Origin of the sequence: Rhizobium hidalgonense, from assembly GCF_002914525.1 — a bacterium.
Taxonomy (GTDB): Bacteria; Pseudomonadota; Alphaproteobacteria; order Rhizobiales; family Rhizobiaceae; genus Rhizobium; species Rhizobium hidalgonense.
The window spans coordinates 1-24,501 of sequence record NZ_LODW01000056.1; the positions used below are offsets into that span (position 1 = coordinate 1).

At 59.6% G+C, this 24,501-nt stretch carries 25 protein-coding genes and 2 pseudogenes; 14 read left to right on the forward strand and 13 right to left on the reverse strand.

Annotated features, from left to right (window positions below; genetic code table 11):
- Positions 1–18: 18 nt before the first annotated feature.
- Positions 19–498, reverse strand: a complete 480-nt coding sequence (locus tag ATY29_RS16160) for a helix-turn-helix domain-containing protein (RefSeq protein WP_097536887.1) — start codon at positions 496–498, stop codon at positions 19–21.
- Between the two features lie 156 nt (positions 499–654).
- Here ATY29_RS16160 and ATY29_RS16165 point away from each other — a divergent pair, with 156 nt between their 5' ends.
- Together ATY29_RS16165 and relB are read left to right on the forward strand one after the other, a co-directional pair.
- Positions 655–921 (forward strand): helix-turn-helix domain-containing protein, encoded by a 267-nt coding sequence (locus tag ATY29_RS16165; RefSeq protein WP_097536888.1) that lies wholly within the window; start codon positions 655–657, stop codon positions 919–921.
- A gap of 200 nt (positions 922–1,121) precedes the next feature.
- Complete coding sequence (gene relB / locus ATY29_RS16170) at positions 1,122–1,373, forward strand: type II toxin-antitoxin system RelB family anti-toxin (RefSeq protein WP_097536889.1); 252 nt, start codon at positions 1,122–1,124, stop codon at positions 1,371–1,373.
- A gap of 129 nt (positions 1,374–1,502) precedes the next feature.
- On the opposite strand, the gene ATY29_RS16175 is transcribed toward relB, so the two are convergent.
- The 3 genes from ATY29_RS16175 to ATY29_RS16185 form a co-directional block, all read right to left on the reverse strand.
- A complete protein-coding gene (locus ATY29_RS16175) occupies positions 1,503–2,912 on the reverse strand; it encodes a hypothetical protein (RefSeq protein ID WP_097536890.1) in 1,410 nt (469 codons plus the stop codon).
- Positions 2,909–4,135 carry an MFS transporter gene (locus ATY29_RS16180; RefSeq protein WP_097536891.1) on the reverse strand — a complete coding sequence of 409 codons (1,227 nt, stop codon included), beginning with the start codon at positions 4,133–4,135 and terminating at the stop codon, positions 2,909–2,911. The genes ATY29_RS16175 and ATY29_RS16180 overlap by 4 nt, the downstream gene beginning before the upstream one ends.
- A 112-nt stretch (positions 4,136–4,247) precedes the next feature.
- A complete protein-coding gene (locus ATY29_RS16185; protein WP_165779436.1) occupies positions 4,248–5,138 on the reverse strand; it encodes a helix-turn-helix domain-containing protein in 891 nt (296 codons plus the stop codon).
- A gap of 253 nt (positions 5,139–5,391) precedes the next feature.
- On the opposite strand from ATY29_RS16185, the gene ATY29_RS16190 reads away from it, so the two are divergent.
- The 4 genes from ATY29_RS16190 to ATY29_RS16205 all read left to right on the forward strand — a co-directional run bounded on the left by ATY29_RS16190 (position 5,392) and on the right by ATY29_RS16205 (position 7,836).
- Positions 5,392–6,396, forward strand: coding sequence for a class I SAM-dependent methyltransferase (locus ATY29_RS16190; protein ID WP_097536950.1), 1,005 nt, complete (start codon positions 5,392–5,394; stop codon positions 6,394–6,396).
- A 232-nt stretch (positions 6,397–6,628) separates the two neighbouring features.
- A complete protein-coding gene (rctB, locus tag ATY29_RS16195; RefSeq protein WP_133118200.1) occupies positions 6,629–7,024 on the forward strand; it encodes an SMa0974 family conjugal transfer regulator in 396 nt (131 codons plus the stop codon).
- A gap of 249 nt (positions 7,025–7,273) precedes the next feature.
- The gene (locus ATY29_RS16200; protein WP_097536894.1) at positions 7,274–7,513 is read left to right on the forward strand and encodes a type II toxin-antitoxin system ParD family antitoxin; all 240 of its coding nucleotides are present in this window, start codon (positions 7,274–7,276) and stop codon (positions 7,511–7,513) included.
- A gap of 53 nt (positions 7,514–7,566) precedes the next feature.
- Complete coding sequence (locus ATY29_RS16205) at positions 7,567–7,836, forward strand: type II toxin-antitoxin system RelE/ParE family toxin (protein ID WP_425299329.1); 270 nt, start codon at positions 7,567–7,569, stop codon at positions 7,834–7,836.
- A gap of 214 nt (positions 7,837–8,050) precedes the next feature.
- Here ATY29_RS16205 and traA read toward each other — a convergent pair whose 3' ends face one another.
- On the reverse strand, positions 8,051–12,700 hold the full coding sequence (gene traA, locus ATY29_RS16210) for a Ti-type conjugative transfer relaxase TraA (protein ID WP_097536896.1): 4,650 nt from the start codon (positions 12,698–12,700) through the stop codon (positions 8,051–8,053).
- Between the two features lie 221 nt (positions 12,701–12,921).
- Between traA and ATY29_RS16215 the strand changes: the two genes are divergently transcribed.
- Genes ATY29_RS16215 through traG form a run of 3 tightly spaced genes read left to right on the forward strand, consistent with a single transcriptional unit; the run spans position 12,922 to position 15,348 of the window.
- Positions 12,922–13,209: a TraC family protein gene (locus ATY29_RS16215; protein WP_097536897.1), complete on the forward strand. Its 288-nt coding sequence runs from the start codon at positions 12,922–12,924 to the stop codon at positions 13,207–13,209.
- Positions 13,199–13,432 carry a conjugal transfer protein TraD gene (locus ATY29_RS16220; RefSeq protein WP_097536898.1) on the forward strand — a complete coding sequence of 78 codons (234 nt, stop codon included), beginning with the start codon at positions 13,199–13,201 and terminating at the stop codon, positions 13,430–13,432. Before ATY29_RS16215 ends, ATY29_RS16220 begins: the two co-directional genes overlap by 11 nt.
- Complete coding sequence (traG, locus tag ATY29_RS16225; protein WP_097536899.1) at positions 13,429–15,348, forward strand: Ti-type conjugative transfer system protein TraG; 1,920 nt, start codon at positions 13,429–13,431, stop codon at positions 15,346–15,348. The genes ATY29_RS16220 and traG overlap by 4 nt, the downstream gene beginning before the upstream one ends.
- Here traG and ATY29_RS16230 read toward each other — a convergent pair.
- Positions 15,332–15,625: a type II toxin-antitoxin system prevent-host-death family antitoxin gene (locus ATY29_RS16230; protein ID WP_097536900.1), complete on the reverse strand. Its 294-nt coding sequence runs from the start codon at positions 15,623–15,625 to the stop codon at positions 15,332–15,334. The two genes, traG and ATY29_RS16230, sit on opposite strands and share 17 nt — an antisense overlap.
- 156 nt (positions 15,626–15,781) lie before the next feature.
- Complete coding sequence (locus ATY29_RS16235) at positions 15,782–16,249, reverse strand: hypothetical protein (RefSeq protein ID WP_097536901.1); 468 nt, start codon at positions 16,247–16,249, stop codon at positions 15,782–15,784.
- Between the two features lie 474 nt (positions 16,250–16,723).
- On the opposite strand from ATY29_RS16235, the gene ATY29_RS16245 reads away from it, so the two are divergent.
- Positions 16,724–16,993: a WGR domain-containing protein gene (locus tag ATY29_RS16245; RefSeq protein WP_097536951.1), complete on the forward strand. Its 270-nt coding sequence runs from the start codon at positions 16,724–16,726 to the stop codon at positions 16,991–16,993.
- A gap of 121 nt (positions 16,994–17,114) precedes the next feature.
- Here the strand turns inward: ATY29_RS16245 and ATY29_RS36920 are convergent, their stop codons facing one another.
- Positions 17,115–17,282, reverse strand: coding sequence for a hypothetical protein (locus ATY29_RS36920; protein WP_165779437.1), 168 nt, complete (start codon positions 17,280–17,282; stop codon positions 17,115–17,117).
- A 344-nt stretch (positions 17,283–17,626) separates the two neighbouring features.
- The gene (locus ATY29_RS16250; protein ID WP_003571613.1) at positions 17,627–17,950 is read right to left on the reverse strand and encodes a DUF736 domain-containing protein; all 324 of its coding nucleotides are present in this window, start codon (positions 17,948–17,950) and stop codon (positions 17,627–17,629) included.
- Between the two features lie 36 nt (positions 17,951–17,986).
- Between ATY29_RS16250 and ATY29_RS16255 the strand changes: the two genes are divergently transcribed.
- On the forward strand, positions 17,987–18,208 hold the full coding sequence (locus ATY29_RS16255) for a hypothetical protein (protein ID WP_097536902.1): 222 nt from the start codon (positions 17,987–17,989) through the stop codon (positions 18,206–18,208).
- A gap of 354 nt (positions 18,209–18,562) precedes the next feature.
- On the opposite strand, the pseudogene ATY29_RS16265 reads toward ATY29_RS16255, so the two are convergent.
- The 4 genes and pseudogenes from ATY29_RS16265 to ATY29_RS16285 all read right to left on the reverse strand — a co-directional run bounded on the left by ATY29_RS16265 (position 18,563) and on the right by ATY29_RS16285 (position 21,614).
- Positions 18,563–18,960: pseudogene (locus tag ATY29_RS16265) on the reverse strand (type II toxin-antitoxin system VapC family toxin).
- Positions 18,957–19,223 (reverse strand): type II toxin-antitoxin system Phd/YefM family antitoxin, encoded by a 267-nt coding sequence (locus ATY29_RS16270; protein WP_097536952.1) that lies wholly within the window; start codon positions 19,221–19,223, stop codon positions 18,957–18,959. The pseudogene ATY29_RS16265 and the gene ATY29_RS16270 overlap by 4 nt, the downstream one beginning before the upstream one ends.
- Before the next feature lie 85 nt (positions 19,224–19,308).
- A complete protein-coding gene (locus ATY29_RS16275) occupies positions 19,309–20,250 on the reverse strand; it encodes a DUF2493 domain-containing protein (RefSeq protein WP_025418183.1) in 942 nt (313 codons plus the stop codon).
- 326 nt (positions 20,251–20,576) lie between these two features.
- Entirely contained in the window at positions 20,577–21,614 is a 1,038-nt protein-coding gene (locus ATY29_RS16285; RefSeq protein WP_097536905.1) for a DUF7146 domain-containing protein, read from the reverse strand.
- Between the two features lie 503 nt (positions 21,615–22,117).
- Between ATY29_RS16285 and ATY29_RS37705 the strand changes: the two are divergent.
- The 3 genes and pseudogenes from ATY29_RS37705 to ATY29_RS16300 all read left to right on the forward strand — a co-directional run.
- Positions 22,118–22,377, forward strand: a pseudogene (locus tag ATY29_RS37705) (DUF4143 domain-containing protein); the annotation flags it as partial.
- Positions 22,378–22,445: 68 nt separating this feature from the next.
- On the forward strand, positions 22,446–23,636 hold the full coding sequence (locus ATY29_RS16295) for a DUF1173 domain-containing protein (RefSeq protein ID WP_097536906.1): 1,191 nt from the start codon (positions 22,446–22,448) through the stop codon (positions 23,634–23,636).
- A 245-nt stretch (positions 23,637–23,881) separates the two neighbouring features.
- Positions 23,882–24,475, forward strand: coding sequence for a DUF433 domain-containing protein (locus ATY29_RS16300; RefSeq protein WP_097536907.1), 594 nt, complete (start codon positions 23,882–23,884; stop codon positions 24,473–24,475).
- Positions 24,476–24,501: the final 26 nt, after the last annotated feature.

Below are 24,501 nucleotides of genomic sequence, written 5' to 3' on the forward strand. Positions count from 1 at the left end.
GCCAGCATCAATGGACCATCAATCTTCTTCGGCTTTGTCCTCATCTCCGGCGATTGCCCTGATCACCGCAAGTGTGCGGGTCCTGAGTTTGGGCGGAAGACGAAGCATCTCCTCAACAAAGCGGCGTCCTTCCGCGGTGGCGAGATAAGCGATACGCTCATCTGCCTCGGGTGCGACAGTCGCGCTCTCCCCTGAACCTGGTTGCGGCAGCCCGTCGAAAAAGCAGCCCACTGGCACATTCAAACCGCCGGCGATGTCATAGAGCATCGACGCACTGATGCGGTTCTTGCCACTCTCATATTTCTGGACCTGCTGGTAGCTCAGGCCAACTTTCTGACCGAGTTCGGTTTGCGACAGGTTGGAATGAACCCGCCTGATGCGAAGCTGCTGGCCCACATGGATATCGACCCGGTGTGTCACTTGATTACTGCGGTCTTCAGCCGGGAACGCGTTGGGCTGAGACTTGCCAATGAACCGCTTTGTGACCCGATCATGCATTGCCGCGTATCTCCACGTCAGAGAGTCTCATGCCTTGCAGTGCCAAACCGGTCCTCGGTACAAGGCCATTTTTCGGCGAATTTCGCGCCAAGATAGAATTAATTAGGGACTATCAGTCCGTCGATTGTCAAGCCGCCAATATGCATTTGTTGGAAGATGGACGTGCGGCGGACCATTGGCTGGAATCTTAGGCGACTGCGAGTGGATAGAGGCCTCTCCCAAGAGCGTTTAGCATTGGAGGCCGAAATTGACCGTTCATACGTTGGGCGGGTCGAAAGGGGCAGAGAAAACGTCACCGTTGCGACATTGGAAGCCCTCGCACGAGTCTTGTCAGTAAATGTCTCTGAGCTTTTTGCGGACGTCGACTCCAACGGCGGGCGACCGCCGTCTCTTCGTTCCGGGCGAAAGCGAAAGGTTATCTGATCCCTGCGAGAGTGCCATCCTGCCAAGTATCGCGACACGTTTTCGTTTACGGTTTTTACTCGATCATGGGTTGCTCCTGATTCATCGCTCCATGCGTCCACACGCAAGCCAGCAGCGCCTAAGATCGCGGAGCGTCAAAAATATCTGAATTTAAGATAACTGAAAATCAGATATAACACAAGAGCCCATCTCAATCGCTGATGGGTGAATACGTGGCGAAGACACTCGGCACGGAACGACATAAGGCGCTCATTGCGCTGTTAATCGAAAAGCGCGAAGCCGCCGGCTTGACGCAGATTGAGCTTGCCAAAAAACTTGGAGAATATCAGTCTTTCGTCGCTCGGCTGGAGAGCGGCCAGCGCAGAGTTGACGTCATCGAATTTTTGGAACTATCGGAAATTCTGGGTTTCGATCCCTACAAGGCCCTATGGACTTTATCGCGTTTCGAATAGGGTTGAGACCGCCTCGGACTTCGTTGTACGCGCATCACCGCTTGTCAAAAGGTTCATCTTCGGATTATCGGCTTTTGGGATCTTTGATAGATAGCGCAGAAAACTGACCGCCATTGACGTCGAAGTGCGCTACGAAAATGCCCATTCGGGATCGCGCACGTCCACCAGCCCATCATCATGGCGGGTCTTAAACCAAGCCCATAAGGGATCGCCAACGAAACTTTCGAGGGCGCCGCAGGCTTCCTCCTGTGACAGGCTTCCATATTTCCTGAGCACTGCCTCGATATTGCCCGGCCCCAGCATATCGAGCACCGAGAAGGGTTCGGCGTCCTCCAGCAGCACGCGATGCCCCCAGATACCCGGTTTTCGGTCGGCGGCGATTGTGGTGCGCAACTCGCGATCTCCGCTCATAGCGAGCGAGCGGCAAAAGGCATAGCGCATGAGAGGGTAATACACGGTGTGCCGACTGCCGCCGAGCACACGTACGCCCGGCAATATCGCCGTGACGATGAACATCAAACACAGGTTCGGGATGATCTTGCGGGACCGCAGCGCCTCAATCACCGCTTCAGCAGAGAACTCGAGTGAGAAATCCTCCGCCGCTCTCGCCTCAAGCCGGAAATCCGTCAGCCGCAACGGAAAGAGACGGCCGCGATCGTTACCCCAAAACAGGTCCGTGGTGTTCTTGAGCCAGCCCTGCCAATGACTGTCGGCAAGAGCCTCGGTGGAGGATAGCAGACATTGCATAAACCCACCTTTCCCAAACATATTCCGGGCGAGCCAGGATGATTCATCATGAAGATGCTCGACCACGAGGTCGGCGACATCCTCATCATCGATCTGCAGGAAATCAATGCCCGGATCGAAATATCGCTTCCACAGGGATGCATTGGCCTGCTTGATCGCCAGCGCAGCGGACGGAAATTCGCCTCGCGGCAGTTCGGAGCGCAGCCGCGCGACCAGATCTCCGTCCCCATGGGCGCGGTCGACGTTTTTGAGGGCGAAGCGATAGGGGCCGTTTCGCGCGAGAACGCTATAGGGGATCATGTGGCTGCGGCTTAGCCCAAAGACGTTGATCGCCTCGCCATCGAGTTTTAACCAACCGGGCCCCTTTCGGCCCCTCTCGACGAACTTGACTGTCGATACCGCATAAGAGACGTAGGCCGAACGGCGATGTGCGCTCAACCCCATCAGGCTGAAGAGATGCGTGTAATAGGCGTCCGGCTCGATCAACAAATGCAGGTGCGGGCCGGCCTGCATAACTGGAGCATTGGCGATCTCCGCCGCAATGGAATCGGCCCGGTGGTCCGCGAAGCCCGCATTCCCAGCTGCCGCGCGGATACATCGCTGAAGAAGCGACATCGCGTGGCGCCTGGCATCACAGCTGCTTGCAGCCGGTTCGGGGTGGAAAGCGGCCCGAGCATAGTCTACCAGGGGCCGCCGCCGGTAGTCGGCGATCCAGGGAAACAGTATACCGATAAATTCCAACACGTCATTCTTTGAAACAACCGGAATTTCAGCATCTATGGATCCCGTCATATCGGCATGCTCCGATGTGATGAGGCTCTTTTTCTCACCAAGTGAAGTCCATAGCCGGCGGCAATGACGGCGATCATTCCGCTTCCAAAAGCAAGGAACACCGCCGACGGAGCCAGCGCGTCTCCGGAAACCCCGAGGCCCGCATAGACAAGCACGCTGAAACCCATACAGGCAACATGTACCCAACCTTTCGCTCGTCCGAGCTTCTCGCTTGATACGAGCCTCTGCATCTCGACGTCGATCAGTACCCGCGACAGGTTATAACCGGCGCCGAGAAGCGCCATCAAGACGCTAGCAATGTCCAGATTCCGCGTCGGATAGAATGCTGCCATGGCCACGCCCGACAATAGGACGATGATCGGAGTGACCCGGCCACCGACCTTGCTGAACCGTCTGAAGGTTAGGATCAGCATGCTGATGACTGCACCGGCAGCCCAATAAAACTCCAGCATGCCGAACTCCAGCGAGGTGCCCTGAAGTTCCTTGAGCACAAATTTTGATATGAGCGCGCTGATCAGCATACCCATAACGTAGATCAACACATAGTTGAGAACTAGACGCGGCGGCACGCGGCCTGTCTCCTCGCCTTTGGACGTTTCCGGTGGGGCTTGCGCCGGGCGGGGGCGATCGACCGTCAAGATCCGATTGCGGATCGCGGCCCGCCACATACTGAGCATCGAAACCGCGAATGTGCCGGTGGCAAAGAGGAAGCATGCCGTTCCGGGCCTTGCGCTCAGCACCCATCCGGTCGCTATCGCCGCCAGCATGTTGCCCGCCTGCATAGCGAGATAAGCCTGTGAATTGAAGGCCATCAGCCTCTCAGATCCTGAGATCGCCGGCACCATTGCCGAGGAGGCCGTAAGATACAGCCGATCAGCCGCGGCAAAGAAAATCACTGAGCCATAAAGGACGTAGTCCGGCTCTTGCAAGACGAACGCAGCAGATGTCGTCAGCAAGATTGCGATCCTGATCCAGTCGCTCGCCATACAGAGGCTCTGGCGATCGAAACGATCGACTAGGTATCCAACCGGCGCACTCGCCACAAATTCTGAGATGCTCCCAAGAGCCAGAAATAAAGCAATCGAGCCAGCATTGCTGGCCGACGCCGCTAGCATCCAAATTGCACCGACATAGTAAGCGTTGCGGCCAGTTGCAGCAAAAAAGGCGCTTGTCAGAAAGAAGCTCCGCACGAGGTTCGGTGCAATATTGGCATCTTGAATCATCTGGGTGCCGCCGAAATGGAGACGCAGGGCTTGCGTGCCGGTGAGGCTAAAGGATCAAGCGACATCCCACTTTCAAAATCCAGCTGTAATCCACTGGAACGCCTTGACGGGCTTATGTCTTCCAGTCAGCTCTATATTGCCTTGGGGTGATGCCGATCACACGATGAAAAGCTGCAGCAAGATGGCTGGGGCTGGAAAAGCCGCATGTATAGGCGATCTCCGTTATCGGGCGGCTGGAGCAGCGGAGCATTTCACTCGCCCGCTCCACTCGTCTTCGAACGATGAAGGCGTGTGGCGGAAGACCTGTCGAAAGCCGAAACGCCTTCGACAGGTAATGCTCGCTTAAACCTGCCTCGTGGGCAAGTTCGGCCAAGCTCAAAGACCCGTCCAATGAGGCATCTATCCTGGCGATCAAGCGTTTCAGGACCGTCGGTGGCAGCCCGCCTTTGACATAATATCGCCTCTGGCCCGAGCTGCGGAACAGCCGGCCGAAGATCGTCCGCGCATGGTTCTCGACGATCATATGACTCAGGGCATCCCGCTGGCCGATTTCCGAGCGGATGCTGCGGGCGGCATATTGGATTGACGTATCCTCAAAACCGATTTTCGGCGCGAGCCGGTCAAGATCCGCACCCGGTACACCCTCAAACTGCTCCAGGATGAATTTCTTGCCAATGGTGATGAACAGGTAGGACGCCGTCGGATCGCCATCGTCCCAGCCGCTCCAATTGTGGTCCGCCGGAATGAATGAGAGCGACCCGGCCGGCCTCTGCGAAAATGCGACTCTGCGGCCATCCACAAAATCTTCGCCCGCTTTTGCGGCGCCAAGCATGTTCAAGAGGATAGCATGGTTCTCTGCGGCAAGGTTTGTTTCCTGCTGGCCCACACCGCTCCTGCGGACGACGTCCGCGCGCACGGATCGCCAGCACTCATACTCATGGGCAATTGGGGTATGTTCTGCGCGTCTCATGATATCGGGGTCAAACGCTGCAGGACCGAACATTCATAACTCCTTAATCTCTAACGAACCCCCGTTCACCGGCGGCATTCTTTTCTACAAACTATGGCGGGATTCCATCTGGCGGCTGCAACGCAAAATTTTATGACGGTTTTTTGAAAGAATAACCGGATTGTGACGGCTACAGGAGCGACCGCCTGCAATTGTGCCCTGGCACGATGCTTTTTCTCCCGTCGAACGGCAGACATCAGTCTTGGCAACGGGAGCATCGATGCGTGTCGAATCAATGGAGCACGACATGCGGGACTTCTCCTCATTTTTTGAAGAATGCGAACGGGCTCCGCGGTTGAACGAGCTCGCCGGCTTCTTTGGGGCAACGGCCGCGGGCCGGTCGGGAAATCCTATCAAGCAGCCTCATGTGGACCGGAGACTGCTTGGCGATGATGGGCTTCTGGACCGCTTCATCCTCCTTCATGAACGGCGCCGCGGACCTTTCGATCAACATTACCATGCAAGCATTCCCTACCGGCTGGAGGAAGAATGCCGTCTTGGACACGCAATTCTCCGATATTGTCAGGGCATGTCCGGACCGCTCAACCTTTATTCGCTGGGCACAGCGGAAGGTACTATGGCACGGACGATCTCTGAGTTGGCCGAAGGCCGTATCGAAAGCCTGTCATGCAGTCCCAACGTGGAAAACTATCAAAGCTTCATGGCGTACGGCGAGCCTCCGCATGCCACGTTCTTTCACGGCCCCTTCCATCACCTCCGGAAAGATCTGCTGCGGACGCGACAGGAGCTCAGCAAGTTCGCTTCAGGCTTCGACATCATTTTCGAGGATACGACGTTCCAGATGTATTCACCGAACCGGCCCGATCAGATCGAATTTGTGTCGCAGCATCTAAGGAATGATGGTCTCTTCTTCTTCGTCGAAAAGTTCAAAAACCCTGACATCGCTGAATATCAGCGCCGCGAATTGCAAAAGGATCACGGCTTCAAGGCCCGCTTCTTCGGCCCAACCGATATCATCGAAAAAAAGGCGGCGGTGCTAACCGTCATGAATCGGAACGAGGTTACGCTTGCGGAGATGTCGGATGCCATCAAGCGCCATTTTCAGCACTGCTTTGTGACCTGGAATAGCGGAAATTTCTGCACGCTCGTCGCGAGCAACAGCCTATCAAACGTCGAACGCTTCATCTCGGGCCTGATCAAACCAGCGATCCCCACGGAATATGTCTATGAAACGCTATCCCTTCTTCTCTTCAATGACGAAGGAGCGAGGGTAGGAGATCCTGGCACTTAATCACCTAAAGACAGTGCCAACCGGAGCTATGTATCGAGACATTGGCGATCCTAACATAACGCGCATTCACGTGCGGGATGACACCGAACACGATTAGTTCGGCGATCCGACGGCTATCGAGATTGCCGAGCACTGCCGGGTTTTGGAGATTTCGCCGGCGTCCTCGCGGAGATGCATCTGAAGTCAAAAGTTTTTGAACCGCTACCCAGGTACATCAAGCTCCTTTCCCAGAATGAAGATTGATGACGGTGTTACGCAAGGACGACTGAAAAGGATTTCAATGCGCCATCATGTTGCCGAAGCCTTCGTCGCAGTCACCGACGCGCCATGTGTTGCGGAGAGGATCTGTACGTGGATCCGCGATTTCTGTGATGCAATCGTCACTCAGGGATCTGACCGGATTCTTACTTTTGAGGACGGACGTGCGATCATCACATTGACCGGCGACGGCCTGTTCTTTCGGGTTTCGGCTCGGAACCTCGTGACCACCTATGGGATCCGGGCGCTCATCGAAGGCAGCTTGTGGGAACTCGCCTCCAGTTCCGCGATGTCGATTAAATTGTTTCCTGGAATGGCATCCCATTTCGTGTGGTCGACAAGCGCTTGGCCTACGGATACGGCAGGATGAACAACCCATAATTCTGCCGGCCCATCAGGAACGTTACCGAAGACTACCGTCGGATAGCTGGCCGGTTGGTTCGGGCTTGATCGTCATTTTGCAACCGCTCGATCGTGAGTTGAACGTACCCGCTCATGGACATGACGCAGTGTCGCGCCGAGATGACTCGGGGATATTTAAACCTGCCGTCTAATTTCGTGAAGGCGGCACCTATGTCGACGACCTTCCAAATTTTGCCAACCTCGCTATCTTGGCCGGATGAGCACTATGAATATTTCCCTGCCCGATAACCTGAAGCAGTTCGTCGACCAGCAGGTCGCCGGGCGAGGCTATGGCACCAGCAGTGAATACGTCCGCGAACTGATCCGCCGCGACAAAGATCGGCAGCATTTGCGTAATCTCTTGCTTGAGGGTGCTTCATCCGAAACGACAGAACCGGTCGATGCCGCCTATTTCGATAGTCTGCGAGCCCGCGCCTCGCGGCAAAGCTCCACGTGACCGTAAAATCTATCGTCCCCCGCGAGTCGGCCCGCAGGGATGTCGAGAATGCCGTGGACTACTATGCTCGCGAGAGCGGCACTCAAGTTGCGATTAACTTCATCGATGCGGAGTCGACATTTGGTTTGATCGCAAGGCATCCTGCATCGGGTTCATTGCGCTACGCATATGAACTGGGCTTGTCCGATCTACGCAGCATGACGCTGAAGGCCTTCCCATATATCGTCTTCTGTCTTGAAGCCAACCACGTCGACGTGTGGCGCATTCTGCATGCTGAGCCCGACACTCCGGCGTGGCTGCCAGATCCCGGGGTGCCTGCGTAGGGTGGCATGCTGCGTTAGGTGAATGGGGCCGGCGTCTGTTACCCGAACCAAGGTCTACCGCTGGAAGAGCTTTATCCGAGCGTCGACATCAACATCCTCAGTGAGACGTTGCTGCAGGGTAAAGGCCCGCGATAACGTGCGCATCGTAGATTGCTCGACGCCACCCCAATTTGGCTCTTCGTTCCGGCCGAATCATTGACTTCTTCGACGGTCTTCAAAAATCGATGCCGCGGCCCCGGCGCACGGCCCGCTGGTTACGCTCCAAGACAATGTCTTGGCTGCTTTCCATGCGGACCGTCTGCTGCAGGACTTTGAACCTCTCCTGCATCGCCACAAAGGCCTGGCGGTGCGCCGGCGGCACGCGATTGATGAGATCCTTCTCGCCGCCCAGAATGGCATTGCGCCCGAAGCGTTCGTCGAGCGCCTTGCTGACGGCGGCAAACTCCCGGCGGATGTTTACATCGAGCGGCGCCGCCGAGTTATTCAGCTTGCGACCATTCTTCCGTGCCGCTTCCATCCGTTGCTCGAGCGCCGCTTCCGCTGCCTTCGACAGACCGGGAATAGCGACCGCCATGCGCCGTCGCTCTGCCTTAATGACCTGTCGTTCTGCATCGAGCAGATTGACATAGGACGACCCGAGTGAGCGCAACCGGACGGCGGCTTCCGGCACCGCCTGCACTGCCTCTTTCCGCTCCCGGCCAGAGGCCAGCATCCGATCCATGAGGCGCTCGGAACCGCGCAGCGCACCATAGGCAGTGGGATCATTGGACACCGCGGCGGCAATGCGATCGGCAGCAAAACCCTTCTGCAGCAGTTCCTCGATCTTTGCGACGGCCCCGGACGGATCGCGCCAGATCGTCCTTGCCACGTTGGCCAATGCCGCACGCTGTTGATGGTAGAGCGGAGCTGCGAGCACACGCGATTGCGCCTCCACTTCGACCGGCGTTTTGAACTCGGTGACGGCAGCAAGCATCGGCAGCACGGTCACATTCTCCTTGCCTGGCTCCATCTCTGGCTCCTTATTCGATACGGCACTGGCAGCCGCAACGATCTTCGAACGATCGTGCCGTTCGGCACGATGCTGCTCGTCGGCAAAACGCTTCACGGCCTCGAACAGTTTGATCAGTGTCTCACCCTGGCCAGCCATCAGATCTTCCGGCATGAGCCCGGCAATGTTACGCTCGGCAGCCGCATCCGCCTTCGCGGTGAAGGCGCTCCAGCCAAAGCGAGCGGTCAATGCGTCGCTGACCGCCTTGACCTCCTGCACGACCGAACGATCCTCGGCGGCAATCGCAAAGGCCGTCTTATAGGCGTCGTCACCGCCTTGGCTGCGTACCGCCTCGATCTCCATAAGCCGCGCCATCGCATGTTCGGAGAGCGCCGGGACGGACAACGCCATATGCCCTCGACGTATCTCCTCGCGTTCGTGGAATCGTTCAACATTCCTGCGGAACTCGGTCGCATGGGCCCGTGCTAGCGGCCGCAGTTCCTCCAGAGCCGAGATTGCAGCGCTACGCTCGTTGCGGGCCACCCGCCCGTCGATGATGAGTTCGGAGCCGCGCAGCCGGCCAAGCCGATCGGGTTCTGCGGCAAGATTGTCGGCGAGCTTGCGCGGTTCGGCGCCGGCATCCGATGCCAGCGCGTTAAGGGCGGCAAGTGCTGCATCTGGATCGCGATAGATCTTCTCCAGCAACGGTCGAAGGATCGCTTCCCGCTCCGCCCAGGTCGGGGACGAAAGCTGCAGCAGCCGCGCATCCTCCTCGACGCTCGTGACGAAGGAAGTGGTCGGCGGGATCAGATAGCGTGCTTCGCCAGCGCTTGCAGCCGAGACGACGTGGGATTCAGTTCGGTCATCGCTGTAGACGACCCGCCGTTCCCGCTCGATCGCAAAGCCGAGCGCCACGCTCGCCCTTTCCCAGAGTTTTTCCACCTGTTCCTTTTTTGCGGCAATCCACGCCCAGCGCCGGGAAAGGCTTTCCTCCATCTCGACTGCGGCCAACGAAAGATGATTGATCCCGCGGCGCCGGGCGAAGTCGTCGGCATATGCGCGATAACCGGCCTCGCTTTCAAAATCGAGCGTCGTGGTCTTGGCACCGGAGCGCGACAGGCGCTCGACAAGCTGCTTGAACATCTCAGGCCGATGGCTCTCGCGCTCAATCCGCTCCCGACGAGCCTCGGCGGTTTCGATCTGCTTGGCCGTCCAGACGTTGCGATCGACTTCCCTCTCCTCGTAACGCTTTTGACCCGTTTCCTCGTCGACGACGGGAACGCTCACCTTGACCCGTTCCACGCCGTCCTTGCGCAGCGTGACAGTGTCGCCTTCGAAGACGCCGGTGTCCTCGAGCGCCTTCGGCAGGCTCACGCCCCAGAGACGATGGACGGTACCGTCATCCGTCTTCACATCGGCGTAGGGACTTTCGTCGGCATCCTCGTCGTCGGGCCGGAATTTGGCTTCTCCGGTTTCCACGAGCTCGCCGGTGACGCCGGCAGCATGATCGACACGCGGCTTGCGGCCCCATTCCGGCCTCGCCGCGAAGTCCTCTGTCGCCGCATAAAGATCCGCGCGATCGCGATGCCGGGTCATTGCCACATAGGTCAGATGCTGATCCATCATCCCGGTCGCCAACACGAAGGTCCGGTCGACCGTGGCGCCTTGCGATTTGTGGATCGTTGCGGCATAGCCGTGATCGACATTGCGATAGCTGTCTTCGCTGAAGACGACCTTGTGGCCATTGTCGAGATGCACCGACAACAATGGATCGCCCCGTGTGTCGCCGGTGGAAACGACTGTGCCGAGCATGCCGTTCTTGACATATTGCGGACCGAGACGACGGGCGCGCGGCTCCAGGAAACGAGCATTCTCCAGGAAGATGATGCGATCGCCGGCGGCAAATTCTCTCATTCCGCGATCGGTCTGGAAGGTCCGGCTGTCAGAAAGCGCATCCTGCGCCCTCATGACCTCACGCAAGGCCTCGTTCAGCTTGCGAACGTCGTCATTGGTGTGGGCAAGGACAAGGAGCTCATCGCCGCGCAGCCGGCCTTCATCTCCCCCGGAAACAGATTTCTCGACTGCCTGTTTGCGCGCGTCCGTCCAGTCGAAGACGATACGGCCGATGATTTCGTCACGTGTTTGCGCCTCGACCAGACGGCCATGCGCGGCATAGGCGTCGAGCGCTTCCTCCACCCTCCCGCGGGCGAAGAGCCGCGAGGCCTCGCGCGCCCAATGATCGCGCTGGCGACGCACACCGGCAAGTTCGGCAAAGCCAACTCGCTCCGAGATCGCCCGAAAGGCAGCACCAGCCTGGATCGGCTGCAGTTGCATCGCATCACCCACCAGGACGACCTTTACCGCAGCCTCCTCGGCAATCTTCAGCACACGGGCCATCTGCTGCGACGACACCATGCCCGCTTCATCGATGACAAGGACGTCGCCGCGATGGAGCGTGTCGCGCCCATTCGCCCAGGCCAGCTCCCAGGAGGCGAGTGTGCGCGACTGGATGCCGGAACTATCCTCCAATCCTTCCGCCGCTTTGCCCGCAAGGGCGGCACCGATCACCCGATGGCCTTGGCTTTCCCAGGCAAGACGTGCGGCAGCCAGCAGCGTCGACTTGCCGGCGCCGGCGAGACCGACGACCGCGGCGATCGCGTTGCTACCGGTGACATGACGGACACCCTCGACCTGTTCCGCCTCGAGTTTGAAAGGTTTTGCCGGATCGGCCCTTTCGACGTATTGAACAGCAGCGGCCACTTGGGCACGGGGGATACCGAAGCCCTTTCGATCCGACAGAACTTCAGCCGACCGTGCCATGTCATATTCGACGCGCAGGATCTCCCGTGTGGTGAAGACTGCCGGCGCGGCCGCCTTACCGGTCTCGGCGTCGATCTCTTGCGGCTTCAATATGACCAACTGGTCGGACGCCATCAGGCGGGCACGGATATTGGCGAAATCGATGGGATCGTCGACGTAACGGTGCAGTGCCTTGGCGATATCCCTCTCGTCGAAAGTCGAGCGTTCATTGCCAAGCTGCTTCAGGAGAAGCTCGGGCTCCGCCAGCAGCCGGTCGGCCATGTCTTGCCGCCGGGCGAGATCGACCGGCGCGAAATACATCTCGGCCCCCTTGCGGGCGAGCGCTGCCTTCTCCGGACCGAGATGTTTCTGGGCGATGCCGTCGAGACCCTGTTCGGCATAAGAGCGCCCGTCGAGGCGGATCTCGTGGCCGGCCAGCGCCAGATGCCGGCTGGCTGTTTCCGCCCAGCCGCTTTTCCACCCCTTCATCGTTTCCTTGTCGCCGGCCCAGAGCCCGTAGACGATCTTTCCGTTCGGCCGGTCCGGCGTGACGACGCGCAGCGGCTTGCCGTCTTCGCCCAGAACAGGAACCTTCTTCGGGCCGAAACCGTCCTCCGTCAGCGGACGCAGCGTCATCATCAGATGAATATGCGGGTTGCCCTCCTTGTCGTGATAGACCCAGTCGGCCACCATTCCTTTCGCGGTGAAACTGTCCCGGACGAAATCGCGCACCAGGGCGATATTCTCCGCTCGCGTCAGTTCCTCCGGCAGCGCGATGATCAGCTCGCGGGCCAGCTGTGCGTCCGTCCGCTTCTCGAAGGCGTCGACGGCATTCCATAGCGCCTCGCTTGCCTTGGCGACGGATTGGCCTGATATCGCCGACACCAGCCAGACCGGGATCCCTTCGGGCAGCGCCAGCTCCTCATGAACCAGTTCGGCGGCCCCACCGCGATAGCTGAACGACGTTCCCATCTGTTCGTCCATCATCTGGGCGCGATGGCGATAGGCGGCAGCCGAGACGATGCTGCGTCCCGCTCCCCTGCTGATCATCTGTGCTCTGACGAACATGATCGCCACCGACGTCTCCAGACCTCGCCAAGCACGTCGCCACAGCGACGTATATTGCGCCCTCAAACTGATCGGACCGCAGGGCCGATGCCGCTTTTCCGGAACACGGCCATCAGCCGGACTTCCGGCTGCGACGTTTTCGAATTGATGGAAAATAGCCTATTTAACTATTTTGTTCTAGCTAGTATAACTGGCCGTTGAGGTTATTTTCAGGAAGGATGAGTTCACTGATGGCCACGAAATCATCGATCACCGACATTGACTCCCAGATCGAGAAGCTGCGCGAGCGCAGACGCGCGATGATCGCCAAGTCCGCCGAGCGCTATGCGCGGGCCGCGACGAAGTCGGGGCTGGCGGAAATGGAGATCGCCGACGAGGAGGTCGATCGCCTCGTCGAGGAGATCGCAGCGCGATTTCGCAAACGAGAGGAGAAGGGGACTGACGGCGCATCTGTTTCGCCGCGTCGACCGGCAGCTGGCGTCACTGGAACGCCGGCGGAAGTTTCTCATGGCGGCTGATCGTAAGCACGAGGCGCGCGAGAAGTTTTTGCTCGGCGGCCTCGTCGTCAAGGCGGGGCTTTCAAAGGTCGACCGGGCGTTCCTGCTCGGCGGTTTTCTCGAATTGGCAAGGATCGGCACGGGCTCATCAGAGTATCGGCGCTTGCGCGATATCGGCGAGGAGGCATTCAAGATCCCCAAACTCGACGGCAGTTCGCGGCTCATCGCGGAGGCGGCAGAATGACCACGAGAAGGAAATCGTACCCGAGCCTGTTGCTGGTTCTGGTGCCGATCGCCGTCACGGCTTTTGCCGCCTATGTCATCGGCTGGCGTTGGCAGGAACTGGCCGCTGGCATGTCAGGCAAGACGGGATATTGGTTCCTGCGGGCCGCACCCGTGCCGGCGCTTCTGTTTGGGCCGCTCGCGGGGCTATTGACGGTATGGGCTCTGCCGCTGCACCGGCGCATGCCGGTGGCTATCGTGAGCCTCGTCTGCTTTCTGGCTGTGGCCGGTTTCTACGCGCTGCGAGAATTCGCCAGGCTCAGTCCATCCGTGGAGAGCGGCTCGGTCTCATGGAACCAGGCACTTTCCTACGTGGATCTCGTAGCCGTCATCGGCGCGGTGGTGGGCTTCATGGCTGTGGCGGTGGCCGCGCGCATCTCGACCGTCGTGCCCGAACCTGTGACGCGGGCCAAGCACGGAACTTTCGGGGACGCGGATTGGCTTTCGATGTCCGCGGCGGCAAAGCTCTTTCCACCCGATGGCGAAATCGTCGTCGGCGAACGCTACCGCGTCGACAAGGAAATCGTCCATGCGCTGCCCTTCGATCCCAACGATCCGGCGACATGGGGAAAAGGTGGCAAGGCTCCTTTGCTCACCTACAGGCAAGACTTCGATTCCACCCATATGCTGTTCTTTGCCGGGTCGGGTGGATACAAGACGACGAGCAACGTGGTGCCGACGGCGCTGCGCTATGGCGGGCCGCTGATCTGCCTCGATCCCTCCACCGAGGTCGCGCCAATGGTGGCCGAGCACCGAACCCGCGTTCTCGAGCGCGAGGTCATGGTCCTTGATCCCACGGACCCGACCGTGGGCTTCAACGTGCTCGACGGGATCGAAGCCTCAAGGCAAAAGGAAGAGGACATTGTCGGCATTGCGCATATGCTGCTATCGGAGAGCCTGCGCTTCGAAAGCTCGACGGGATCCTACTTCCAGAACCAGGCGCACAACCTCCTGACCGGTCTGCTCGCCCATGTGATGCTCTCGCCGGAATATGAGGGACGACGAACCTTGCGCAGTCTCCGCCGGATCGTTTCCGAACCGGAGCCATCGGTGCTGGCCATGCTGCGCGACGTTCAGGAGCATTCCACTTCGGCCTTCATCCGCGAAACGCTCGGCGTCTTCACCAACATGACCGAGCAGACCTTCAGCGGCGTTTATTCCACCGCATCCAAGGATACGCAGTGGCTGTCGCTCGACAGCTATGCTGCGCTCGTCTGCGGCAATGCGTTCAAATCGAATGACATCGTCTCGGGCAAGAAGGACGTCTTCCTCAACATCCCCGCATCGATCCTGCGTTCGTATCCCGGCATCGCACGCGTCATTATAGGCTCGCTGATCAACGCGATGGTGCAGGCAGATGGCGCCTTCCAGCGCCGGGCGCTGTTCATGCTCGATGAGGTCGATCTTCTCGGCTACATGCGGGTGCTCGAGGAGGCGCGCGACCGCGGCCGGAAGTACGGCATCTCGATGATGCTGATGTACCAGTCGGTCGGACAATTGGAGCGGCATTTCGGGAAGGATGGCGCGACATCATGGATCGATGGCTGCGCTTTCGCCTCTTACGCAGCGATCAAGGCGCTCGACACGGCCCGCAACGTCTCGGCACAATGCGGCGAGATGACGGTGGAGGTGAAAGGCAGTTCCCGCAATATCGGCTGGGGCACGAAGAACAATGCGTCGCGAAAGTCGGAGAGCGTCAATTTTCAGCGCCGGCCGTTGATCATGCCGCACGAGATCACCCAGTCGATGAGGAGGGACGAGCAGATCATCATCGTCCAAGGGCATAGTCCGATCCGCTGCGGTCGGGCGATCTATTTTCGGCGAAAGGAGATGGACCAGGCGGCCAAGATCAATCGTTTCGTCAAACCGGTGCAGTGATCGTAGTTGATGCGGGGCCCGTCTCGTCCTCGCCGGCATAGGCCTCGACAGCGTTTTCGAGCGCGGCAAAAAGTTCGTCGGGCATCGTTTCGATGGTGCCGACGGTGCGTCGGTCGGACTGCCTGATCAGCCGCTGATAATCTTCGATATTGAGGAGAACCAGACGGGGTTTGTTCCTGTGAGTGATCGTCACGGGCTGACGCAGCGCCTCGGCGATGATGTCACCGGACTTACGGGAGAGGTCACTGGTTGAATAGGAACCGGTTGACTTGGGCATATGGGCTCCTTCGTTGCCACTACGGTTGTTCTATACAGCATTTACAACATTGCATGAGACCTCGTAGCCATCGTTGCTCGGCTCTCGATGTCAGAGGCCATCGCCAACCAAGAGGCAACCTCGTCTGTCGCCTCTCAGATGGCGCAACAACCATGATCAAACGGCGCGCCCCGCATAGATGGTGATGGCCGTTGCCAGCCTGATATCCTTGATGATCTGCGCCAGCGAACCGAGCTCCTCACTCAGCGAAACCAGCTCCGGAAAATCGATATCGACGCCACTATCATCAACGGCCAAAGCGTTCGTCCATTCGCCGCCGTTGACGCGGAATTCATGCGTGTCGCAATCAAATTCGAGATCGTCCAGTAGATTGATGGTGAAGCGCCCGAAAATCTCGTTCTCACCCTCCAGCTGATATTCGGCGAATTCATCGTCCCCGACGAGAACACTTCGTTCCAACTCCATGATGATGTGGATCCGAGCGATTGCCGCCTCGAGCCCTTCAACCAGGCGATCGTGACGCTCTCGCGAGAAGTCGCTGTCGCAGCCGAAGCGGCTTGCCAGGACGACGAGCCGGAAACCGGCAAGCTGGGTGTAGAGCATGAGGTTCTGATCGGTTGTCATAATGTGATCTCCTTCATCTTGATGACGGAGATCGGCCACTCCTTAGCAAAGAGGGGTCAAGGACCGCGGCACGCGGCTCGCAAGCGGGGGAACCGATTTTGTCGCTTGCGGCAAAATTGGGGGAGACCGCGCCGTCCTTGACGCCGGATTTGCTGGAGTAAAATTGGACGTCAGAGAGAAGAAGAGCCGCGGACCCGAAGGGGCCGCGACCGTTTCCGGCGTGAGCCGGCAGGAAGTGTCGAGGGTAGAATCCCCGCCCTGCGGCTGGGCAAATGCCAGAGGGGGCGTGACCGGAGGCGGAGACCCGCGTGCGGGCTCGGCGAGCGAAGCGAATAGTACCCGGGCCCGGGCGGCCTTCGGGGGACTCGCCCAAATCACAATCCTTCTGCCATCATCACGAAAATGAATCGGAAAGGGCCAGCCGATTCACAAGTGTCGTTGGACGCAAAAGCTGGATCCGACGATTCTTCCGCCATGCTCGCTCAACCATATCGGCTCTACATCGAACGCACGGATGCGACGAAAAATATGGCGCGCTTCTACGCGCTCGCGATCGAACCGACGTTGTTCGGCACGCCCTGCCTGACGCGACGATGGGGACGCATAGGAACGTTTGGGCAGGCCATGGTGCATCACTTCGACAGGGAAGAGGATGCAGTCCGCATGTTCCTCGATCTTCTCCGGACGAAACGGGCGCGCGGCTATAGACCGAAGACATATGTCGGACGCGGCGCACTGGCATGACGCCACGCTTGGGGCGACTTCCTTGATCCTCGATTATGATCATGGTGCGAAGCGAAGCTTCGAGCCCGGCCAGCTGGTCGATCCGGTTGGCCGGGCCTGGTGACATGGCAAAACGCCGCCCTCAGAAAGGCGGCGCAGGGTCGATGACGCCTACATGCTCGGCGATTGCCACCCTCAGTTCGGCTTGAGCGATCTCGAGCTCCGCTTCAATCTGGCGGCGCTCGGCAGGATCGGCGTTTCTGAGCTCGGCGCGCAGTTCTTCAACGTGAATTTCGAGTGCCATTGCCATCGTCGTCATCTCCTGAATGATGTGAAAGACGACGCCCGGGGTCGTGAGGATCGGGCCGGGTCGAGGATCGCGTCAGCGACCGGCGGAGCCGGTGAGCGGAGGAACCGATTTTCTGACGGCGCCCCTCAGGGCGCCGGCTGAAAATTGGAGGGGCCGCGAAGTCCTTGAGGCGGCGCGAGCCTCGCGGCAGACTTCAAGTATCTGAGCAGACAGTCCTTGGTCTCGTGTGGCACGACAGGAGGAGTGAAAGCGGGCTCGACGCCCGCTTTCACTCCCGCTAACGCGTGAAAAGTAAGGAACGGCGGAAGCGGCCCCGATTGCTCGGGGCCGCTTGGCTTTGCTCTTCAGTTCGGGTTGTTCCAGAGGATCACCTTCTTGCTCGGATCGCCGCCGGGTGCCGGTGCGAGGTTGCCGAAGATCACGCCGATCTCGGGGGCTTCGAGCTTCACCGAGAGGTATTCCTCGCCGGTCTGCCGCGCGATGCGGTTCCAGGCCGCGCCGATCTCGAAGCCGGTCTTGCGGTGGATGACGCGGTAGTCAGGAGCTTCTTCGCTCGCCTTCTGAGCGTTCGGGACGATGGCGATGGGGGCGTTGACCCGGATGGTGGCGAAGATGCCTTCGAGGATGCCGTCGGTCTTCTGCGTGAGCGTTGCGATCGTGGTGGCCATGGTGTTGTCTCCTTCGGTTGATCGGGACCATTCCCGATGGCGCACGAAGAGACGGCCGACCTGCTGCGGTCAGCTCGATCGAAAATTTTGCAAAATTCTATTTTCCACCAGGACAAAGAACCGAAATCGAATTTTGCAAAATATTCGGGCGAGTCTTACCCCTTCAGGGGTTGGCCGCAAAAGCAGGCGGTCGTCTATACGAGCGACATAAAACGGGAATGGTTCGGGGCAATCGAATGCCGCGACAAACCATCGTAGCCGCCCGGTCCAAGTGCTGCGGGATGTCGGCCGCGCCCCTGAACGCTTCGCGCGCATGTCGATCAACATAATAACCCTCGCCCGCTCCCAGCTGCGGCAGGCGGTGAGCACCCGGCTCGACAGCATTCCTCTGCTGATCGGGGAGGTCGCCGCGGCGACCGCATTGCCGCCTGCAGACCGTGCGACATTCCCGAGTGAAGCTGTTAGCATGGACGCAGATGCTGATCGTTCCCTACTGTTCGCGCGCATCCGACCATCAAGGCCGTCGGTGGTCACCAGGCACAGCACTATGGCAAGCAAGCGACCGCCAACGATCTGGGCCCGCCTCATCCGCGGAACCAAACCCGCGTGAGATCACAAGGCAACAGGATCCGAGCAAGTCACAAACGGAATGCCATAGAGCCCGACATTTTGATCCTCCGAACCAAATACGCTCCCTCCGCCACGGCTTGCGCCATGACCAGATGATCGAAGGGATCCCGATGATGAAGTGGAAGAGGAGCGAGAGCGATAAGATGCGCGTCCGTGATATCCAGCCGGCCGAAACCTTGATCGGGCAAGATCGCAAGGATCTCTTCTATACCGGCATCAAGTCTGCCGATCCGCAGCTTCACGGCGATTTCACAGAGGGAGACAGCACTGACGAGCACATCGCGTTGAGGATCGCGGAGAGGGCGACGCGCATGGCTCCCAAGCCTCTCGTCGTCGTTCAGCCACCACAGCAAGGCATGCGTATCGAGCAGCAGCCTCACGTCCCATCTTCCATGGATTTCAGAACATCCGCCGGCAGACGATCGAAGTCATCGGCAACTTTGATCTTTCCGCGCAACGCGCCGGGTTTCCGCATGACGGCGTTCGCTGACGGCGGCCCGATTTCGGCGACAACCTTGTGATGGGACGTCAGGACAAACCGCTGCCCCTCTTCGACCTGCTTGAGGAAGGACGTCAGGTTGCCCCGAAATTCCCGCACGCCGACATGGCGGGGAGATGGTATCTGCTGGCGGGATTGGGGCATGGCGAAGCTCCGTTTCAGCCGCAAATGTGTACACAATTTTCAAGAAATGCAAGCATTGCCTTCAGCCCATATGGACAGATGGCGCTTACGCGCCATCTCCCGCCGCCTGCCAGACGGAGATGCCGAGTCTGCGGGCCTTGTCGGCGAGATTGCCGGTGATACCGGAGCCGGGGAAGATGACGACGCCGGCCGGCATGACCGAGAGCATGTCGTCGTTGCGGCGGAACGGCGCCGCCTTGGCGTGCTTCGTCCAATTCGGCTTGAAGGCGATCTGCGTCACCTTGCGCGCCTCGGCCCAGCAGGCGGCAATGCGTTCGGCGCCCTTCGGCGAGCCGCCATGCAGCAGCACCATATCAGGATATTTCGTCAGGGCCTGATCGAGTTTCGCCCAGATTCGTTCATGATCGTTGTAGTCGATGCCACCGCCGAAGGCGATCTTGGTGCCTGCCGGGATCAGCACCTCGGTCTCGGCGCGGCGGCGGGCGGATAGAAAGTCTCTGGAGTCGATCATCGCCGCGGTCATGTTGGCGTGGCTGACCTTGGAGCCCGTCCGCGGCCGCCATGCCGACCCGCATTGGGCTTCGAAGAGGTCGCCCGCATAGTCGCGCATGAACTCGAAGGCGTTGCGGCGTTCCAGCAGCGTGATGCCTTCGGCGACGAGGCGCTCAAGCTCGACGCTTTTGACCTCCGAGCCGTCCTGCTCGCGCTGACCGTTGCGCTGACTATCCTCATTGCGCTGAAGCTCACGTTGGATCCGTTCACCGGCGCGGTGGAAGAGGTTGACCACCGACCAGAGCAGGTCTTCGAGATCGGGCTCCAGACGGGTGTCCCCGAGCATTTCGACGAGGGTGTCGAACATGGCGGTCAGCGCCGACTGGACGAGCGGCTCCTCTGGCAGCGGGCGCGGGTCCGGTTCGTCCTGGAAGGGGCGATGGCCGTAGATCTGCATCTCATAAATGAAGCGGTCGGTCGGAGAAGATCCGTGATGGGGCTCGAAGGCATCGTCGATGGGAAGGGCAAGGTTCATGATGGTCTCCGTCGGTTTGGGGCGCGCCTCTCGCGGCCTGACGGCGATCCCTGTCCATGCGGCAGATGGGCCGGAACCGCGGCGCCTGACGCCGCGGCCCAGCGAAGCGCCGGGCGGGGACAAGAAGGTTTCTTGCTGCGCGAGGAATGGCGGGCCGCTCGCGGCCCCAGACAGGGGAAGAAACCTGAGCGACCCGCTGAAGGACCCGTCGCCGTATGGTAAGGGTCGCCTCCCGGCAGGCCCGCGGGCGCGCCACCGAGCGGCGGTCGCTAGAAGCTGGCCTTGCCTGCGACGCCTTAGCGCCCTCACCTCCCCGACCGGCTCGATCATGCGGGCAGAAAGGCCAGAGCGTCTTCCGGGGCGAGCTGTGCCTTGAGATTGGCGATGAGCCGCTCCGGACCGAGCCGGCGCAGATCCTCGTTGAAGTCGCCGAGCTCCGGGGCGAGCACCAACGGCAGGGTTCCAAGCGCCTGGGCGCGGCGGCTCAGTCCCTCGATGCCGTGCCGGCCGGCGGCATCGGCGTCAGCTGCGATGTAGAGGCGCCGGCACCCATCGGGCAGCCGGAAGGCGGCAAGATGATTGGCGGTCAGCGCCGAGACCATCGGCATGCCGGGCAACACGCGGGCAAGTGACAGGATGCTTTCGAGGCCTTCGCCCGCGACTATTACCGGCACCGGGCCATGGAAAGGAAAGCAGAAGCGCACGGCATTGCCGAGCAGCCTGCCGAGCGCGCGGCGGGGATCAGCGACCTGCGCCTTTCCCTTGCCCTGTGGATCGAGCCATGTGCGATGCACACCGGTGATCACGCCGGAGGGATCGGTCACAGCAGCGATGAGGGCTGGAAAGGTGCTCGTCCTGCCGGTCACGAGGTCGCGGTAGTAGCACGAGGGATGGAAGCGGAGCGCCTGGTGCAGAGCTGCCCGCAGGATGCCCCGCTGGCGTAAGTAGCTGTCGGCCAGTGAACCGCTAAGCGGCTCTGTGATCCGGAACAAGCGTCTTGCGCGTTCGTCTGCCGGCCTATCGACCGGCGGAGCGGTGTGGGCGTCGCCCCTGCGGGACGACGCGGGGATGGGCTGGGGTTCGGTCAGAAAAAGCCGCGCCTCATCAGCGACGTCGCGGAAGTCGGCCAGCCCACAGGCTTCCCGCACGAGATCGAGCAAGTCGCCATACTGCCCGGTTGCTGCATCGGACCATTTCCCCGCGCGAGAGCCTGTCAAACGGACAAAGAGCGAACGACCCTTGCTATTGGCGACGTCACCAACGATCCAATAGTCGCCGGCCCGTCGGCCGACAGAGAGATAATGCTTGCACACCGCCTCGGCATCACGCGCGAGACGGTCCGCCAGTTCGGAGGCGGATGACATAAGGCTTCCTCCGTCACGAGTGGCTGGTGATAGGAAAGACCAAGCGGTCCTGCAGTTTAGGAACAGGCAGCGGTCTGTTGCAGTCTTCGAAAATGCGGCCCGCTCGGCTCGGCCGGTCGAAGCAACCGTGCACGGAGATACCAGCACTCACCGCCGAGGAAGAAATCACGCTCATGGGACACCTGTCGAGAGCAAGGAAAGAGCCGGCCTGCGCCGGCGCTCTCCAACCCCGCCAGGCCAACCCTTCTCTGCCCTCCTCTTCCTCTTTCACCAAACTGCCAGCTGCGGCCGGCTTGAAGGGCTGGGCAACACGCGATGAAAACTCACTTTTTGCTTGCGTAGCCTCTAGTTTTTGGCGGGTTGGCTTCTAATCAACGAACTGTCGACTTCTAATTGTCATGCTTGATGGTTCTAATTTGTGGAGGTTGGAACCCAGGTACCGGCGGTTTGCAGGACGACGAATGGAGGAGCGCGGTTGTCGGAGCCATCAGCAGACGCATGCGGTGGATGGAGTGCTCGAGCGTGACGATGGATGGTCGTCGGGATCGAGGTAAAAGCGAGCGCCACGGTCAATGCCACCGATTTCAGGAGCCTGAAGACGCGTGCGGGCAAAAAATTTGCGTTCGCCATCGTTCTTTACGATGGAACCGATGTCGTGCCATTTGGCGATCGGCTTGCCGCACTTCCCCTTTCCTGCCTATGGCGCCGAAATCGGCCCCAGCGGCCGTGGCGTTTCTATACTAACTATTTTGCACTAGTATAATCCTCGAAGGTCGTGCTACGTCTTCTATAGGGCTCGATCATCCTTTGGTCAGGCAAGCGAGGAACGATGTGCGACAGTTTTTGATCGGCAACCAGGCGTTCGATGACAGTTCTCCGGAGTTTGCGCCGCAGCTCGAACGCGCGTACGAACAGAAGCTCAGGCCACTTTGCCTGTGTCGGGAACCGCCGGTGCCGATGTACATCGCTCGGATGGATGACCAATTCCTGATCAAACGCATGCCGCTCTCAGGCCGGCAGCATGAACCCGGATGCCTATCGTACGACCCGCCATATGAGCTATCCGGCCTCGGGCCGTTGATCGGAAACGCCATCCAGATCGACGCGGCGACCGGTGCGACAATGCTGAGACTCGATTTTTCGCTGTCGAAACGCGGGAACCGATCGACCTCGACGTCGTCTTCCGAGCCGTCGGAAACGGTGCGAAGCGAACCCAAAAAGCTGTCGCTGAGGGCGATGCTCCATTATCTCTGGGATATGGGGGAGCTCACCGAATGGACGTCCCTATGGGCCGGAAGACGCGGCTGGGGTCGCGTGCGCAGCAGCCTGTTGAACGCCGCACGGCAGATGACCGTCCGCGGCGGTCCGCTCAGCGACATCCTGTTTGTCCCGGAGGTGTTTCACCAGGAGGACAAGGAAGAGATTTCCGCCCGGCGTGCGGCGATGTTGGCCGGTGCTCAGGCAGTTGGTCCCGGGCCGCGCAAACTGATGATGATAGTCGCGGAAGTGAAGGAATTCTCACCGGCGCGCAACGGCCAGAAAATACTCGTGCGCCACCTGCCCTTTCCTCTGATGATCGATGAGGGCGCATGGAAGCGGCTGAACGCCCGATATGAGACCGAACTGGAACTCTGGCGGTCAAACGAAGAGTTCCATCTTGTAGTGGTCGCCACTTTCGGCATATCAAGCGCCGGCATCGCATCCGTCGAGGAAGTGGCGATGATGGTGGTCAATGTGAACTGGATCCCGTTCGAAAACATCCACGAACAGCGTCTTCTCGACCGGCTCTCCGGGCTGAAGCGCAGAAGCGTGAAAGGGCTGCGGTTCGACCTTTCACGCGCTCAGCCGATTGCCTCCGTGATGTTGCCGGAAGCAAGGCCGGCGCCCGTCGCTCTGTTCGTCATTCCGTCGAATGCCGACGAAGACTATGAGGTCGCCCTGAAGGAGATGATTGCCGCGAGGCCCGAGATGACGCTGTGGATCTGGCGTGTCGCTGAGGGTGAAATGCCGCGCTTGCCATGATCCGCATGAACTCTGCTTCACAGCAGCCGGGTTCCTTGCCAGCATCGCCAAAGTGTTGGTTCAGTCGGTGCTCAATTGCTGCGAAATGCAAATCGGCCCAATCCTGCTGCTTGGAGCGCAGCCGTAGGCTGGCAACTGCGATCGGACGTTGAGGTCCGCGATGTTTAGGGCAACCGGTTGACCCGAGCGGCCGTCAACACCTATATTAATTCATCTCCATATGGAGTTGAATTAGGACCATCGACATGAGCGATATGGAATTTACGGTTACTGAAGCGAGCTTCTTGGCAGATCGCTCTGCTACCGACGTGCAAAACGCGGTCGACAAGAAGGTCGTCAAATCCACCGTGGTTAAAGTCGGGCCGCGAGCTCAACGCCTTCTCGGAAGGGCTGAGTTGCGGTTTCTGACGATGGATCGCGAAATTGGTGAAGCCCTGTCTGGCGCAGGCAAACGCCGTCTTTACGAGGAACTGTCAAGGCTTCCGGAAAAGGCCACGACGGCGCGATTTGGAGCACTCGTCGTGGATCTTCGAAAAAGCGACGCCAAGCTCAAGAGGAGATTGAGACTGCTCGAAACGATCAAGGGATCAATCAAAATGAGGGCGGGAGAGCCCTTTATCAAGGGAACCGATATTCCTGCTTATCAAGTGGCTGCCTTGTATCCTGCCGCTTCTATCGAGGAGATCCTGGAGGATTTTCCCTCGCTCAAGCGTGGCCAAGTTGAACATGCGATCGACTTCGCGCGGGCATATCCTAAAAAGGGGCGCCCTTATCCGTCGACGTCCCTGAAACGCGGAATTTCCAGCCTTATTAAAAGCGGTGTTTTTGATGATGACTAAGACAAGGTCGCGGAGTGCTTAAATAT

Excerpts from the sequence above, each read along its gene's own strand:
- ATY29_RS16160 (WP_097536887.1), bottom strand. The coding sequence starts at position 498 with ATGCATGATCGGGTCACAAAGCGGTTCATTGGCAAGTCTCAGCCCAAC.
- ATY29_RS16165 (WP_097536888.1), top strand. The coding sequence starts at position 655 with ATGGACGTGCGGCGGACCATTGGCTGGAATCTTAGGCGACTGCGAGTG.
- relB (WP_097536889.1), top strand. The coding sequence starts at position 1,122 with ATGGGTGAATACGTGGCGAAGACACTCGGCACGGAACGACATAAGGCG.
- ATY29_RS16175 (WP_097536890.1), bottom strand. The coding sequence starts at position 2,912 with ATGACGGGATCCATAGATGCTGAAATTCCGGTTGTTTCAAAGAATGAC.
- ATY29_RS16180 (WP_097536891.1), bottom strand. The coding sequence starts at position 4,135 with ATGATTCAAGATGCCAATATTGCACCGAACCTCGTGCGGAGCTTCTTT.
- ATY29_RS16185 (WP_165779436.1), bottom strand. The coding sequence starts at position 5,138 with ATGTTCGGTCCTGCAGCGTTTGACCCCGATATCATGAGACGCGCAGAA.
- ATY29_RS16190 (WP_097536950.1), top strand. The coding sequence starts at position 5,392 with ATGCGGGACTTCTCCTCATTTTTTGAAGAATGCGAACGGGCTCCGCGG.
- rctB (WP_133118200.1), top strand. The coding sequence starts at position 6,629 with ATGAAGATTGATGACGGTGTTACGCAAGGACGACTGAAAAGGATTTCA.
- ATY29_RS16200 (WP_097536894.1), top strand. The coding sequence starts at position 7,274 with ATGAGCACTATGAATATTTCCCTGCCCGATAACCTGAAGCAGTTCGTC.
- ATY29_RS16215 (WP_097536897.1), top strand. The coding sequence starts at position 12,922 with ATGGCCACGAAATCATCGATCACCGACATTGACTCCCAGATCGAGAAG.
- ATY29_RS16220 (WP_097536898.1), top strand. The coding sequence starts at position 13,199 with ATGGCGGCTGATCGTAAGCACGAGGCGCGCGAGAAGTTTTTGCTCGGC.
- traG (WP_097536899.1), top strand. The coding sequence starts at position 13,429 with ATGACCACGAGAAGGAAATCGTACCCGAGCCTGTTGCTGGTTCTGGTG.
- ATY29_RS16230 (WP_097536900.1), bottom strand. The coding sequence starts at position 15,625 with ATGCCCAAGTCAACCGGTTCCTATTCAACCAGTGACCTCTCCCGTAAG.
- ATY29_RS16235 (WP_097536901.1), bottom strand. The coding sequence starts at position 16,249 with ATGACAACCGATCAGAACCTCATGCTCTACACCCAGCTTGCCGGTTTC.
- ATY29_RS16245 (WP_097536951.1), top strand. The coding sequence starts at position 16,724 with ATGCTCGCTCAACCATATCGGCTCTACATCGAACGCACGGATGCGACG.
- ATY29_RS36920 (WP_165779437.1), bottom strand. The coding sequence starts at position 17,282 with ATGGCAATGGCACTCGAAATTCACGTTGAAGAACTGCGCGCCGAGCTC.
- ATY29_RS16250 (WP_003571613.1), bottom strand. The coding sequence starts at position 17,950 with ATGGCCACCACGATCGCAACGCTCACGCAGAAGACCGACGGCATCCTC.
- ATY29_RS16255 (WP_097536902.1), top strand. The coding sequence starts at position 17,987 with ATGGCGCACGAAGAGACGGCCGACCTGCTGCGGTCAGCTCGATCGAAA.
- ATY29_RS16270 (WP_097536952.1), bottom strand. The coding sequence starts at position 19,223 with ATGCCCCAATCCCGCCAGCAGATACCATCTCCCCGCCATGTCGGCGTG.
- ATY29_RS16275 (WP_025418183.1), bottom strand. The coding sequence starts at position 20,250 with ATGAACCTTGCCCTTCCCATCGACGATGCCTTCGAGCCCCATCACGGA.
- ATY29_RS16285 (WP_097536905.1), bottom strand. The coding sequence starts at position 21,614 with ATGTCATCCGCCTCCGAACTGGCGGACCGTCTCGCGCGTGATGCCGAG.
- ATY29_RS16300 (WP_097536907.1), top strand. The coding sequence starts at position 23,882 with ATGAGCGATATGGAATTTACGGTTACTGAAGCGAGCTTCTTGGCAGAT.